This window comes from Achromobacter sp. Root565, assembly GCF_001427425.1.
GTDB classification, from domain to species: domain Bacteria; phylum Pseudomonadota; class Gammaproteobacteria; order Burkholderiales; family Burkholderiaceae_B; genus Achromobacter; species Achromobacter spanius_D.
The window spans coordinates 712,501-725,795 of record NZ_LMGO01000001.1; the positions used below are offsets into that span (position 1 = coordinate 712,501).

A 13,295-nucleotide genomic window follows, 5' to 3' on the forward strand; every position below is an offset into this window, starting at 1 on the left:
AGGGGGCTTATGGAATGACGAAGGGATACCCCGCACTTTAACCGAGCAAACCGCCTCCCCCGTAAGGAACGCTGCGTAAAATCGACCGATCATTTTCAAGGTTTTCCCGCAACGCCCGCTTCGATTTAGTCCTCTTCCAACAGCCGTCAGACGGATCCCCGCACGATGAATGCCAAGCGCACGCAGTCCGATTCCGCAGAACCCTTGCGTCACGATATCCGGCTGTTAGGCCGGCTGTTAGGAGAAGTCATCGAAGAATGCGAAGGCAAGCGCGTCTTCGACACCATCGAGACCCTGCGCCGCACCGCCGTCAAATTCCGCCGCGAAGGCGACGACGCCGACAGCAAGCTGCTCGAACAGCGCGTCAAGCGCCTGCAAGGCAGCGACCCCAACTCCGTCGCCCGCGCCTTCAGCTACTTCCTGCATCTGGCCAACATCGCCGAAGACCGCGACCAGAACCGCCGCCAACGCGCCCGCGCCCTCACCGACGGCACGCCCGCGCGCGGCAGCCTGCGCGAAGCCATTCAGATTCTCGGCGGACAAGGCGTCGGCGTCGCGCGCATCCGCCGCCTGCTGGCCGAGGCCTGCGTCATGCCCGTCCTCACCGCGCACCCCACCGAAGTCCAGCGCAAGAGCACCCTCGACGTTCACCGCGAAATCTCCACCGCCCTCGCGCAACGCGAAGCCCAGCTCACGCCCGATGAGCTGGCCGAACTCGACACCGCCCTGCTCGGCCGCGTCGCCACCCTGTGGCAGACCCGCATGCTGCGCTACACCCGCCTGACCGTCGCCGACGAAATCGAAAACGCGCTCTCGTACTACCGCAGCACCTTCCTGCAGGTCATTCCACGCCTCTACGGCGACCTCTCCAAGCTGCTCAACCGCGAATCCGCCAAGCCCTTCGCCGCCCCGCCTCCTCCGCTCGAACCCTTCCTGCGCATGGGAAGCTGGATCGGCGGCGACCGCGACGGCAATCCCAACGTCGACGCCGCCACCCTGGAACGCGCCCTGCTGCGCCAGGCCACTGTCCTCTTCGAGCACTACCTGCAGGAAGTCCACGCCCTCGGCGCCGAACTGTCCATCACCACCCTGCTCATCGCCGTCAACCCCGAACTGCTCGCGCTCGCCGAGCGCAGCGGCGACGACTCCCCGCACCGCCGCGACGAACCCTACCGGCGCGCCCTCGTCGGCATCTACGCCCGACTGGCCGCCACCGCGCTGCGCCTGACCGGCCAGAACCTCGCCCGCCGCAGCACCGTCGCCGCGCCCGCCTACGACGCGCCCCAAGAGCTGGCCGCCGACCTCGCCGTCATCGCCGCGTCGCTCGGCGCGCACCACGGCGCCCCGCTCGCCAAACTGCGCCTGTCCGGCCTGCAGCAGGCTGTCGAAGTCTTCGGCTTTCACCTCGCCACCGTCGACCTGCGCCAAAGCTCCGACGTCCACGAAGCCGCGCTCGCCGAACTCTTCTCGCGCGCCGGCGTCACGCACGATGGCAAGCCCCTCGACTACCTCGCGCTATCCGAAGAACAACGCGTCGACCTGCTGCGCGCTGAACTCGCGCAGGCGCGCCCGCTGGCATCGCCCTGGATCGCCTACTCCGAAGACACCACCCGCGAACTCGCCGTCCTGCGCGCCGCCGCCGCCGGCCGCGCCCGCTACGGCAAACAGGCCGTGCGCCAGACCATCGTCTCGCACACCGAAACGCTCAGCGACCTGCTCGAAGTCATGGTCCTGCAGAAAGAAGCCGGCCTCATCGCGCCCGCCGGCCAGGACATTCCCGCCGAAGACGGCCTCATGGTCGTGCCCCTCTTTGAAACCATCCCCGACTTGCAGCGCGGCGCCGACATCATGGCCGCCTGGCTCGACCTGCCCGAAGTCCGCCAGCGCGTGAAGCTTGCGCAGAATGGCGCGCAGGAAGTCATGCTGGGTTACTCCGACAGCAACAAGGACGGCGGCTTTCTGACGTCCAACTGGTCGCTCTACCAGGCCGAGCGCGCGCTCGTCGACGTCTTCTCCACCCGCAACGTCCGCCTGCGCCTCTTTCACGGCCGCGGCGGTTCCGTCGGACGCGGCGGCGGCTCCAGCTTCGATGCCATCCTCGCCCAGCCCCCCGGCACCGTTGCCGGCCAGATCCGGCTGACCGAACAGGGCGAAGTCATCCAGAGCAAATACAAGGACGCAGAAGTCGGCCGCTGGCACCTTGAACTGCTCATCGCCGCCACCCTCGAATCCAGCCTCGCCCCGCGCGCCGAAGCCACCAGCGCCGAAGACGCCCACATGGCTCACCACGGCCCCGCCATGTCCTTCATGTCCGACACCGCGCAACGCACCTACCGCGGCCTCGTCTACGACACCCCCGGCTTCGCCGAATACTTCTTCGCCGCCACCCCCATCAGCGAAATCGCCGGCCTGAACATCGGCTCACGCCCCGCCTCCCGCAAAAAAGGCCAGCGCATCGAAGACCTGCGCGCCATCCCGTGGGGCTTCTCGTGGGCCCAATGCCGCCTCATGCTCACCGGTTGGTACGGCATGGGCTCCGCCATCGAGGCCTACCTCGAAACCGGCGCCCCCGACGCCCCCCGCTCACGCCGCGGCCGCCTTGCACAACTGCGCGAAATGGCGCACGACTGGCCCGCCTTCCGCACGTTGCTTTCCAACATGGAAATGGTGCTGGCCAAATCCGATCTGGCGATCGCGGCCCGCTACGCCCAGCTCGTCCCCCAACGCGCTTTGCGCGAGCGCATCTTCGGCGCCATCAGCGCCGAACACGGCCGCACCGTCGCGATGCTCAAGCTGCTGACGCAACGCGAACTGCTCGCCGATAACCCCACGTTGCAGATCGCGCTGCGCGAGCGCTTCGCCTATATCGACCCGCTCAACTATTTGCAGATCGACCTCATCCGCCGGCATCGCGCGGCGCAGAAGAACCCGAGTGCGGAGATCGACAAGCGGGTGCAGCGCGCGATCCATCTGACGATCAACGGGATCGCGGCGGGGCTGCGGAATTCGGGGTAAGGCCTCTGCCGTGAACACGAACCGTTGGGTGTCGCTGGCGCCGCCAGCATCGCAGCTTGCGGCCGGTGTCAGACACCCAGCCACGTCGCGGCAARCTCAGACGRCRGTRCGTAAGGGTGTCAGACACCTGAGAGCATCTGCATCTAGGCCGCCGCCAGACACCAGGAAGACTGCGCCAGCGCGAAGCGTCACGCCACCGACGCAAGACACAGCGTAAGCCCCGCCAGGCCGCCCGCGCGGCCGACGCGGGGCGGGCWCCGCAAGACGCTTCAAACCCGCGCAAGCGCAGGCAAGAACCTCAAGAACCCCGCCAGCCCCWGCGCCCGACAAGCTCAAGCCGCCGGAGCCCGGCGTGGCGGCGGCCTGGGTGCGCGGGGCGTGTAGATTGCGCCCGAGGGAATCTGAAGGGAAGGCCGAAGGCCTGGACGAAGATGACGAAGGGGCAGTCCGGAGCGAAGGCTCCGGACCGCAATCGTAGCCCCGCGCCACGCCGGGCGTCAAAAGAACATGCAGCCCGGCAGCAAAGCACGGCCAACAACAAGACAGGCACCCTTCACGGCACAACAAGCATCAACTACGCCGGATACCTATTCAGCCACGCCCCGCGCGCAGACCCGGCCACCAGCCGAAGTCAGCCGATAAATCCGCCAGCGCCAATCACGCCCACCGTCCACCCACCGAACATCCCCAATCCTCCATTTGTCCACCCCCAGCAACTTTTAGTACTATCCCCCACAGAAATTCTATACACGCACAAATGTTCGTATATAGAACACAAAGATTTTTCTGGCCAAGCGCGCACAGAAAGGCACCCTGGACGAGACAGCATCACCCCTGGTCCCCGCGTGCCCGCCTGCGAGCAGCAGCCGCAAGCACCAAGCGAGCCATCATGGACACTCCCCTCAAGAATCTCGCCGTCATCGGCGCAGGCGCCATGGGCAGCGGCATTGCCGCGCTGTTCGCCTCGAAGGGACTCGACGTCGTTCTGATTGATCCGGTCGAAGGCGCCCTGGAACGCGCGTTGAAGACCATCGAACGTCAGCTCAACGTCTACGCCCCCGGCCAAGTCCAGGAAGCCATCCAGCGCATCCGCCTGGAACCCGGCTTGGAAGCCGCCACCAGCGACCTCGTCATCGAAGCCGTCCCGGAAAATCTCGACCTCAAGCGCGGCATCTTCGCCAAGCTCGACACCCTGTGCCCCGCGCACACCGTCTTCGCCACCAACACCTCCGGCCTGTCCATCAACGCCATCGCCAGCGCCGTCCAGCGCCGCGACCGTTTTGTCGGCACTCACTTCTTCACCCCCGCCGACGTCATCCCCCTCGTCGAAGTCGTCCGCAACGATGACACCTCGGAGGACACCGTCGCCAAGGTCATGGCCACCCTGCGCTTCGGCGGCAAGCGGCCCGTTCTCGTTCGGCAGGACATCCCCGGCTTCATCGCCAACCGCATCCAGCACGCCCTCGCCCGCGAAGCCATCTCCCTGCTGGAAAAAGGCGTCGCCAGCGCAGAGGACATAGACGAAGTCGTCAAATGGAGCCTGGGCATCCGCCTCGCCCTGTCCGGCCCGCTAGAACAGCGCGACATGAACGGCATTGACGTCCACTACGCCATCGCCAGCTATCTCTATAAAGATCTCGAAAACCGCACCGAACCCTCCGACCTGCTCAAAAGCAAAGTCGACAGCGGCCACATCGGCGCCAAAAGCGGCCAGGGCTTCTACACCTGGAGCCCCGAACGCCGCGAGCGCGTCCTGCGCGAAAAAAGCGCCGCCCTCGGCGAACTCGCTGCGTGGCTCACAGGCAAAGCCAGCGGCTCCTGAGTCCGTTCTCAAACATCCACAAAAAGCGCGGCGGCCAAGACCGACCGCGCCATCGGGCCACGAGCCCACCCACACAAAGAAAAGCAATCGTCCGGCACGCCCGCATCGTCACCCGATCACGCGCGCCGCCGGACATCAGAGAACCGCCTTACGGAGTTGTTGGAGGCACCATGAATAAACTGGCTTCATTCTTTACCGAGCTGATGCGCAAGTATCTGCCCGATCCCTTCGTCTTTGCGATCGCGCTGACCCTGCTCACCGTGCTGCTCGCCATGGGCATCGAAGGACAAGGCATCGGCGACGTCACCCGCGCCTGGGGCAAAGGCTTCTGGAGCCTGCTGGCCTTCACCACCCAGATGGCCGTCATCCTCGCCATGGGCTACGTGCTGGCCACCGCGCCGCTGACCGACCGCCTGCTCAACCGCATCGTCAGCCACGTCCACAAGCCGCACACCGCCATCATCGTCGCCACGCTGGTCGGCGGCGTCGGCAGCTACCTGAACTGGGGCTTTGGCCTTGTCATTGGCGGCATCGTCGCCAAGAAGCTGGCCCTGAAGGTCAAGGGCGTTCACTACCCCCTGATCATCGCCGCCGCCTACAGCGGCTTCACCATGTACGGTCTGGGCCTGTCCGCCAGCATCCCCGTCCTGGTCGCCACGCCCGGCCACCCCACCGCCGCGCAGATGGGCACCATCCCCCTGTCGGAAACCATCTTCTCCGTGCCCATGCTGCTCACCAGCCTGGTCATCATCATCACCCTGCCGCTGCTCAACGCCTGGCTGCACCCCAAGAAGGGTGAGGCCATCGTCGAAGTCGATCCCAACATCGACCGCGATGCCAACGCGTCCAACGCCGCCGAAGACATGCTCGAAAAGGGCACCATCGCCTCCAAGCTCAACAACAGCCGCCTGCTCAGCATGCTGATTGGCGCCCTGGGCGTGGCCTACGTTGTCTTCCACTTCATGGACGGCGGTTCGCTGGACCTGAACCTCATCAACTTCATCATCCTGTTCCTGGGCATCATCCTGCTCGGCACGCCCGCCGCCTACGTCGCCAAGCTGACCGAAGGCATCAAGACCATTTCCGGGATCATCCTGCAGTACCCGTTCTACGCCGGCATCATGGCCATCATGGCCGCCTCGGGTCTGGTCACCACGATCTCCGCGGTCTTCGTCGACGTCGCCACGCCTGAAACCCTGCCGTTCTGGGGTCTGATCAGCTCGTTCGTCATCAACTTCTTCGCGCCGTCCGCGGGCGGCCACTGGGTCATCCAGGGTCCGTTCATGATCGACGCCGCCAAGGAAATCGGCAGCGCGCTCAACCAGACCACCATGGCCGTCATGCTGGGCAACGCCTGGAATGATCTGGTGCAACCCTTCTGGATCCTGCCGGCGCTGGCCCTGTCCAAGCTCAAGCTGCGCGACGTGATGGGCTATACCGTCATCATGATGCTGTGGGTCGGCGTGATCCACATCACCGCAGTATTGGCATGGGGCTATTTGACCCATTGATCGGTCCCCCCCTACGCGCTCACGCGCGCCCCCAGGGGCGACACCTGCAGACCGGCGGAGCCGGATCTAGCGGTGTCCCTGATCGGGGGGAGCCGGGAAGTTGTCAGAGCAGTGTTTTTTGAACCGAACGGGAATTGATATGACCAAACCCACCGCATATCTCGTCACCGGCGGCAGCGCCGGGATCGGCGCCGCCATCATCCGCATGCTGCTCGATGCCGGCCACAAGGTCGTCAACATCGACTACAAGCTGCCCGAGAATCCGCCGGCGGGTCTGGTCTCGTATCAGGCCGATCTGACCGACGAGGCGCGCACGCAGGAAGTCGCGCGCGAAGTCACCAGCGCGTTCAACATCGTCGGCCTCGTCAACAACGCCGGCGCCACGCGGCCCGGCACGGCCGACACCGCCACGCTGGCGGACTTGGATTACGTCGTCAATCTGCACCTGCGCACCGCGCTCATCCTGGTGCAGGCCGCGCTGCCCGCCATGCGCGAAGCCGGCTTTGGCCGCATCGTCAACATGTCGTCGCGCGCCGCGCTGGGCAAGCCGGATCGCGTGGTCTATTCGGCCACCAAGGCCGGGCTGGTGGGCCTGACGCGCACGCTGGCCATGGAACTGGGCGGCGACGGCATCACCGTCAACGCCATCGGCCCCGGCCCCATCGCCACGGATCTCTTCACGAAGAGCAATCCGGCCGGCGCGCCGCAGACCGAGCGCATCATCAACAGCATCGTCGTCAAGCGCCTGGGCACGCCCGAAGATGTCGCGCGCGCCGCGATGTTCTTTCTGTCGCCTGACAACGGCTTTGTCACCGGCCAGATGCTGTATGTCTGCGGCGGCACGACGCTCGGCGTCGCGCCCATCTGAGCGCGGCCGCCATGTCCGCCCTGATCGACCTTTCTGCCGCCCGCAGGCTTTGCCTAGCGGCGCAGCAGCGCGTGGTTGATCTGGTCGGCGGCGCGGCGCAGCGGCGGCAAAAAGGCTTCCAGCATCGCCTCGCGCGAGAAACGATTGGCATGACCGCTGACGTTCATCGCGGCGATCACGCGGCCGCTGCGGTCGATGATGGGCACGGCCACGGATTGCAGGCCGGGCTCCAGCTCCTGCGCCACGCAGGCATAGCCGTCGGCACGCACGCCGGCCAGCACGCGCTTCAATTCGGCAATGTCGGTGACGGTTTCCGCCGTGTAGGTCTGGATCTGGCTCATCGCCAAGACCCGGTCCAGCTCGGCTTCCGGCAGGCCCGCCAGCAGCACGCGGCCCATCGACGTCACCCACGCCGGCAAGCGGCTGCCCACGGCCAGATTGATCGTCATCACCTTATGCGTCGACAGGCGCAGGATGTACACAATGTCGGCGCCTTCCAGCACCGACACGGAGCAGGACTCGCGCGTCAGCTCGGCGACTTCTTCCATGTAGGGCAGCGCCAGGTTCCACAGCGGCGTGCCCGACAGATAGGCGTAGCCCAGTTCCAGGATGCGCGGGGTCAGCGAGAACTTGCGGTCGTCAGCCGTGACGTAGCCCAGGTGTTCCAGCGTCAGCAGGATGCGGCGCGCGCCGGCGCGGGTCAGCCCCGTTACCGCGGCCACCTCGGACAGCGTCATCTGCGAACGGTCGGGGCCGAAGGCCCGGATCACCGACAGGCCGCGCGCGAAGGACTGCACGTAACTGTCGCTGGGTTGCTGGGGATCTTGCTCGGCCATCCGTCTGGTTCCACGAGTAAAAGGCCCGCCGCGGCGAGCCTGCGTTGCCCCTTGCGGGCGACTCCGAACGATGGAGAGTGCGGCGTGCGGGCATGCCTTGACGCCTTCGCATTCCCCATGAAACGATGTTCTTCAGAAGAACGAAAGTTCGAAAGAAGAACAAATTATGACACGCCACCTATGAGCGAACATCATGATCTCTAAGACTGTTGCAAGCGCTGCCGCCGCCCTGGCGGACGTCCCCGATGGCGCCACCGTCATGATCGGCGGCTTCGGCACCGCCGGCCAGCCCATGGAACTGATCGACGCCCTGCTTGAACAGGGCGCCAAGGACCTGGTCATCATCAACAACAACGCCGGCAACGGCACTACGGGCCTCGCCGCCCTCTTGGGCGCCAACCGCGTGCGCAAGATCATCTGCTCGTTTCCGCGCCAGGCGGACTCGCAGATCTTTGACGGCCTGTACCGCAGCGGCAAGCTGGAACTGGAACTCGTGCCCCAAGGCAATCTGGCCGAGCGCATCCGCGCCGCCGGCGCCGGCATCGGCGCGTTCTTCACGCCCACCGGCTACGGCACCCCGCTGGCCGATGGCAAGGAAACCCGCGAGATCAACGGCCGCCAGTACGTGCTGGAGTACCCGCTGCACGCCGACTACGCGCTGATCAAGGCCGAACGCGGCGACCGCTGGGGCAACCTGGTCTACCGCAAGACCGCCCGCAACTTCGGCCCCATCATGGCCAGCGCCGCGCGCGTGGCCGTGGCGCAGGTCCGCGAGATCGTCGAACTGGGCGAGCTCGACCCCGAAACCGTCGTCACCCCCGGCATCTTCGTCAAGCGCGTCGTGCAGATCGCAGGCCAGCAGGCCGCCAAGGAGCAGCAATGAGCACCAAACTGACCCGCGACCAGATCGCCGCCCGCGTCGCGCAGGACATTCCTGAAGGCGCCTACGTCAACCTGGGCATCGGCCTGCCCACGCTCGTCGCCAACCACCTGCCGGCCGGCCGCGAAGTCATCCTGCACACCGAAAACGGCATGCTGGGCATGGGCCCCGCGCCTGCCAAGGGCGAAGAAGACTACGACCTCATCAACGCCGGCAAGCAGCCCGTCACTGAACAGCCCGGCTGCTCCTTCTTCCATCACGCCGATTCGTTCGCGATGATGCGCGGCGGCCATCTGGACATCTGCGTGCTCGGCGCATTCCAGGTCTCGCAGCATGGCGACCTGGCCAACTGGCACACGGGCGCGCCCGACGCCATCCCCGCCGTCGGCGGCGCGATGGACCTGGCCATCGGCGCCAAGGACGTCTTCGTGATGATGGAACTGCAAACCCGCGAAGGCCAAAGCAAGCTGGTCGACGCCTGCACCTATCCGCTGACCGGCGTGCGCTGCGTATCGCGTGTGTACACGGACGTTGCGGTGTTCGACATCAACAAGGATGGGGTGACGGTCACCGACATCTTTGGCGATATGACCGCCGATGAGCTGCTGCGCCTGACCGGCCTGCCGCTGAAGTTCGCGAACTGAATCCCCTTAATTGCCGCTACACCGCCCCGCGCGCCGGGGCGGCATCATGGAGAGTCCATCATGTTGTTCATGGTTCAAATGCAGGTCAATCTGCCCGTCGACATGCCCGCCGAACGCGCGGACAAGCTCAAGGCTGACGAAAAGGCCCTGGCGCAGCAGCTGCAGCGCGACGGCAAATGGAAGAGCCTGTGGCGCGTCGTCGGCCGTTACGCCAACGTCAGCATCTTCGACGTCGAAAACAACGACGAGCTGCACACGCTGCTGTCGTCGCTGCCGCTTTTCCCGTACATGGATATCGAAGTCACCGCGCTCGCGCGCCATCCCTCGGCGATCTGACAGGAGCCTCGCATGCCCTACATCATCGAAACCTTCGACAAGCCCAACCACCAGGAAGTGCGCCAGCAGCACCGCGCCAAGCACCTGGAATACCTGGATGCCAACAAGCAGCTGCTGCTGGCGTGCGGCGCCAAGCTGCAGGATGACGGCAAGGATGCGGGCGGCGGGCTGTACATCGTCGACGTCGACACGCGCGAAGCCGCGCAGCAATTCATCGACGCCGATCCGTTCGCGCGGGCCGACCTGTTCGACCGCGTGACCATCACCCGCTGGCGCAAAGCCTACGTCGACGGCGTCTGCCACCTGTAATACCCGCGCGGCCGCCTTCTTGCGCGGCCGCCGCCTTCCCCAAAGGAATTCCACATGGCTTACGCCGATCTCAGCCAGGCACGGCTGTTCTACGTCATCGATGGCCCCGCCGACGCGCCGGTGCTGGTGCTCTCCAACTCGCTGGGCACCTGCGCCGACATGTGGGCCCGCCAGATCCCTGAACTCACCAAGCATTTCCGCGTGCTGCGCTACGACACCCGCGGCCACGGCAAGTCGTCGGTCCCCGAAGGCGAATACAGCTTCGAGCAGCTGGGCAACGACGTCGCCGAACTGCTGGCCCACCTGGACATCAAACGCGCGCACTTCTGCGGCCTGTCCATGGGCGGCCCGACCGGCCTGTGGCTCGCGCTGGCGCGCCCCGAACTCGTCGGCAAGCTGGTCCTGTGCAACACCGCTGCGCGCATCGGCTCGGCCGAAGGCTGGAGCACCCGCATCGCCGCCGTGGCCGAGCAGACGCTCGAAAAGATGGCGCCCACGCTGGTCGAACGCTGGCTCACCGACGGCTACCGCGCCGCCGAGCCGGGCCTGACACAGGTGCTGATCGACATGTTGCGCCGCACGCCGGACGCCGGTTACGCGGGCAACTGCGCTGCACTGCGCGACGCCGACTTCCGCGAGCAGGTGTCGTCCATCGCCGCCCCCACGCTGGTCATCAGCAGCACGCACGACCTGGCCGCCACACCCGCGCAAGGCCAGGAACTCGCGGCCGCCATTCCCGGCGCGCGCTACGTTGAATTGAACACCTCCCACATCTCGAACTGGGAGCAACCGGAAGCCTTCACCCGCGCGGTCGTCGACTTCCTGACGGAGTAAGCCGCATGCAACGCTGGAAGCATCGGCCCGAAGGCTCCAACTGGGGCGACTTCGGGCCCGACGACCAACTCGGCCGCCTGAATCTCATTACCGAAGAACAGGTCCTGAAGGGCGCGCGCGAGATCCGCGCGGGCAAGACCTTCTGCCTGTCGCTGCCGCTGGACCTGCCCGGCGGCAACGTGCTCAACCCGCGCCGCCATCCGCCGCAACTGAGCCCAACGAAGCTCAAGGACACGCCGTACCTGAACTTCCCGTTGAAAAACGTCAACCCTGACGCGCTTGACGTGCTGAGCGACGACCAGGTGCTGCTGTCGATGCAGTACTCGACGCAATGGGACGCGCTGGCGCACGTCGGCGCGTTGTTTGATGCCGATGGCGACGGCACGCCCGAGCTGCGCTACTACAACGGCTTTCAGGCGGGCGTGGACGTTGTGGGACCCAAGGATGGCGACCACACCGGCTGCGGCTGCAACAGCGGCGGCCCGTCCGCCGCGCTGAAGCTGGGTGTAGAAAACCTGGCGCAGAAAGGCATGCAGGGCCGCGGCGTGCTGGTCGACCTGTTCCGCCATTACGGCCCCGGCCGCACGCTGATCGGCCATGCCGAATTGATGCACGTGCTGGAAGCGGACGGGATCACGGTCGAGCGCGGCGACATGCTGGTGCTGCGCACCGGCTACGCCGAAGCCGTGGTCGCCATGAACGGCACGCCGGACCCCGAGGTGCTGCACACATACGGCGCCGCGCTGGACGGCACCGACGACGCGCTGCTGCAGTGGATCACCGACAGCGGCATCGCCGCCATCTGCGCCGACAACTACGCGGTCGAGGCCTACCCTGCCCGCGAAAAATCCGGCGCGCGTCCGATGCTGCCGCTGCATCACCACTGCCTGTTCAAGCTGGGCCTGCCGCTGGCGGAGCTTTGGTATCTGAAGGACCTGTCGGAATTTCTGTTCGCCAACGGCCGCCACCACTTCATGCTGACTGCGCCCCCGCTGCGCCTGCCGCACGCGATCGGCTCGCCCGTCACGCCGATTGCAACGGCGTGAGGTGTGTAGCGCCGGGGTCAGACATCAGCACAGGAGGTGTCTGACACCAGCACAGGTCAGGTGTCTGACACCCGTACGAGACAGCCGTAAAGGTGCACCGGTGCATCATGGGTGTCTGACACCCGCAGGAGAGCATCTTCCACTTAACCGGTGTGCCAGGAGTGTCAGACACCTGACCGTAGCTGACCGAATCCTTTGCCGGCCCCCAAAAAAACGCCAGACATTCGTCTGGCGTTTTCTCTTGCCGGTCGCTCAACCCTTCAAGCAGGTGCTCATGAACGTCTTGCGCGCGTCGCCGGCCAGTTTCTGTTCCGCGGCCTTCGCGTTGCAGTCCTTCATCTTCTGCTGCTGCGGCGTCAATTGCTTGGCCGGCTCTTCGCCTTTGAGGCAACTGCTCATGAACGCCTTGCGGTCGTCGCCCTTCTTGCCCTCGGCGGACTTGTTGCAGTCCGACATGCGCTGCTGCTGTGGCGTGGGCGTCTTGGCAGTTGAGGGAGCGGCGGGGGTCTGCGCCTGCGCGCCGGCAAAACATGCGGACAACAGGATGGCCGAAGCCAGCTGGCTGGTACGGGAAAGCATGAGTTCCTCCCTTGAGCGCCCCCAAGCGCAATGGCACGCGCAACGCGGGCGGCACGGTCCGCCGGCCAAGGCGCCGGCCCGGTCATCATCGGACAAACCCCCAGCATTCGCAATATCCGCCGCAACCTGTTACCCATTCATCCATCTGGCCCGTTGTATCCCCGCCCGGAAAGGAGTGAGATACGCATACCCCGCGCCGCGAGCCGCGCTGCAACCGTCACGCCGCGGGCATCAGGAGACCACCATGAAGAAACTCGCCCTTGCCGCGCTCGCAGTGCTGGCCGGCCTGTCCGGCGCCGCCGCCGCGCAAAGCCTTGCCTACGGCATCACCTTGGGCAACGTACAGGCCGTGCGCGACAGCACCCGCAACGTCTCCACCATCACCGGCTTTCTGGCCAACCAGTCCGAGCGCCCCGTCAGCAGCGTCCTCCTCACCTATGTCCTGTACGACGCGCAGAACCGCGAGATCGGCCGAGTCAGCGAAGACGTCGTCGGCCCCTTTGCTCCCGGCCAGATCAAGGTGGTCAAGGCCATCACGCCGCTAGAATTCACCCGCGTGACCGCGCTGGACGTGGCTGCCCGCTAGGGCGGCCCGGCGACCGCCAAGCCGCGAAA

Annotated in this window: 13 protein-coding genes; 11 read left to right on the forward strand and 2 right to left on the reverse strand. The window is 65.9% G+C overall.

Annotated elements, in window-relative coordinates; translation table 11 throughout:
* Positions 1–165: 165 nt before the first annotated feature.
* The 4 genes from ppc to ASD71_RS03155 all read left to right on the forward strand — a co-directional run bounded on the left by ppc (position 166) and on the right by ASD71_RS03155 (position 7,216).
* On the forward strand, positions 166–3,015 hold the full coding sequence (gene ppc / locus ASD71_RS03140) for a phosphoenolpyruvate carboxylase (protein ID WP_056559777.1): 2,850 nt from the start codon (positions 166–168) through the stop codon (positions 3,013–3,015).
* A gap of 889 nt (positions 3,016–3,904) precedes the next feature.
* The gene (locus ASD71_RS03145; RefSeq protein WP_056559779.1) at positions 3,905–4,837 is read left to right on the forward strand and encodes a 3-hydroxyacyl-CoA dehydrogenase family protein; all 933 of its coding nucleotides are present in this window, start codon (positions 3,905–3,907) and stop codon (positions 4,835–4,837) included.
* Between the two features lie 170 nt (positions 4,838–5,007).
* A complete protein-coding gene (locus ASD71_RS03150; protein WP_056559781.1) occupies positions 5,008–6,348 on the forward strand; it encodes a short-chain fatty acid transporter in 1,341 nt (446 codons plus the stop codon).
* A 139-nt stretch (positions 6,349–6,487) separates the two neighbouring features.
* Positions 6,488–7,216, forward strand: a complete 729-nt coding sequence (locus ASD71_RS03155) for an SDR family NAD(P)-dependent oxidoreductase (protein WP_056559783.1) — start codon at positions 6,488–6,490, stop codon at positions 7,214–7,216.
* 53 nt (positions 7,217–7,269) lie between these two features.
* Here ASD71_RS03155 and ASD71_RS03160 read toward each other — a convergent pair whose 3' ends face one another.
* A complete protein-coding gene (locus ASD71_RS03160; RefSeq protein WP_056559785.1) occupies positions 7,270–8,052 on the reverse strand; it encodes an IclR family transcriptional regulator in 783 nt (260 codons plus the stop codon).
* Between the two features lie 193 nt (positions 8,053–8,245).
* Here ASD71_RS03160 and ASD71_RS03165 point away from each other — a divergent pair, with 193 nt between their 5' ends.
* The 6 genes from ASD71_RS03165 to ASD71_RS03190 are packed head-to-tail and all read left to right on the forward strand — an operon-like array spanning position 8,246 to position 12,101.
* Positions 8,246–8,935, forward strand: a complete 690-nt coding sequence (locus tag ASD71_RS03165; RefSeq protein ID WP_056559787.1) for a 3-oxoacid CoA-transferase subunit A — start codon at positions 8,246–8,248, stop codon at positions 8,933–8,935.
* Complete coding sequence (locus ASD71_RS03170) at positions 8,932–9,576, forward strand: 3-oxoacid CoA-transferase subunit B (protein WP_056559788.1); 645 nt, start codon at positions 8,932–8,934, stop codon at positions 9,574–9,576. Before ASD71_RS03165 ends, ASD71_RS03170 begins: the two co-directional genes overlap by 4 nt.
* A 60-nt stretch (positions 9,577–9,636) precedes the next feature.
* Positions 9,637–9,912 carry a muconolactone Delta-isomerase gene (gene catC / locus ASD71_RS03175; RefSeq protein WP_056559790.1) on the forward strand — a complete coding sequence of 92 codons (276 nt, stop codon included), beginning with the start codon at positions 9,637–9,639 and terminating at the stop codon, positions 9,910–9,912.
* A gap of 12 nt (positions 9,913–9,924) precedes the next feature.
* Complete coding sequence (locus ASD71_RS03180; RefSeq protein WP_056559792.1) at positions 9,925–10,221, forward strand: YciI family protein; 297 nt, start codon at positions 9,925–9,927, stop codon at positions 10,219–10,221.
* 54 nt (positions 10,222–10,275) lie between these two features.
* On the forward strand, positions 10,276–11,055 hold the full coding sequence (pcaD, locus tag ASD71_RS03185; RefSeq protein WP_056559794.1) for a 3-oxoadipate enol-lactonase: 780 nt from the start codon (positions 10,276–10,278) through the stop codon (positions 11,053–11,055).
* A 5-nt stretch (positions 11,056–11,060) separates the two neighbouring features.
* A complete protein-coding gene (locus ASD71_RS03190; protein ID WP_056559796.1) occupies positions 11,061–12,101 on the forward strand; it encodes a cyclase family protein in 1,041 nt (346 codons plus the stop codon).
* A 252-nt stretch (positions 12,102–12,353) separates the two neighbouring features.
* Here ASD71_RS03190 and ASD71_RS03195 read toward each other — a convergent pair whose 3' ends face one another.
* Positions 12,354–12,680, reverse strand: a complete 327-nt coding sequence (locus ASD71_RS03195) for a PsiF family protein (protein ID WP_056559798.1) — start codon at positions 12,678–12,680, stop codon at positions 12,354–12,356.
* A 244-nt stretch (positions 12,681–12,924) separates the two neighbouring features.
* On the opposite strand from ASD71_RS03195, the gene ASD71_RS03200 reads away from it, so the two are divergent.
* Positions 12,925–13,266: an FxLYD domain-containing protein gene (locus ASD71_RS03200; RefSeq protein WP_056559799.1), complete on the forward strand. Its 342-nt coding sequence runs from the start codon at positions 12,925–12,927 to the stop codon at positions 13,264–13,266.
* Positions 13,267–13,295 lie beyond the last annotated feature (29 nt).

Bases quoted from the DNA above. Each gene is read 5' to 3' on its own strand.
- ppc (WP_056559777.1), top strand. From the start codon at position 166: ATGAATGCCAAGCGCACGCAGTCCGATTCCGCAGAACCCTTGCGTCAC.
- ASD71_RS03145 (WP_056559779.1), top strand. From the start codon at position 3,905: ATGGACACTCCCCTCAAGAATCTCGCCGTCATCGGCGCAGGCGCCATG.
- ASD71_RS03150 (WP_056559781.1), top strand. From the start codon at position 5,008: ATGAATAAACTGGCTTCATTCTTTACCGAGCTGATGCGCAAGTATCTG.
- ASD71_RS03155 (WP_056559783.1), top strand. From the start codon at position 6,488: ATGACCAAACCCACCGCATATCTCGTCACCGGCGGCAGCGCCGGGATC.
- ASD71_RS03160 (WP_056559785.1), bottom strand. From the start codon at position 8,052: ATGGCCGAGCAAGATCCCCAGCAACCCAGCGACAGTTACGTGCAGTCC.
- ASD71_RS03165 (WP_056559787.1), top strand. From the start codon at position 8,246: ATGATCTCTAAGACTGTTGCAAGCGCTGCCGCCGCCCTGGCGGACGTC.
- ASD71_RS03170 (WP_056559788.1), top strand. From the start codon at position 8,932: ATGAGCACCAAACTGACCCGCGACCAGATCGCCGCCCGCGTCGCGCAG.
- catC (WP_056559790.1), top strand. From the start codon at position 9,637: ATGTTGTTCATGGTTCAAATGCAGGTCAATCTGCCCGTCGACATGCCC.
- ASD71_RS03180 (WP_056559792.1), top strand. From the start codon at position 9,925: ATGCCCTACATCATCGAAACCTTCGACAAGCCCAACCACCAGGAAGTG.
- pcaD (WP_056559794.1), top strand. From the start codon at position 10,276: ATGGCTTACGCCGATCTCAGCCAGGCACGGCTGTTCTACGTCATCGAT.
- ASD71_RS03190 (WP_056559796.1), top strand. From the start codon at position 11,061: ATGCAACGCTGGAAGCATCGGCCCGAAGGCTCCAACTGGGGCGACTTC.
- ASD71_RS03195 (WP_056559798.1), bottom strand. From the start codon at position 12,680: ATGCTTTCCCGTACCAGCCAGCTGGCTTCGGCCATCCTGTTGTCCGCA.
- ASD71_RS03200 (WP_056559799.1), top strand. From the start codon at position 12,925: ATGAAGAAACTCGCCCTTGCCGCGCTCGCAGTGCTGGCCGGCCTGTCC.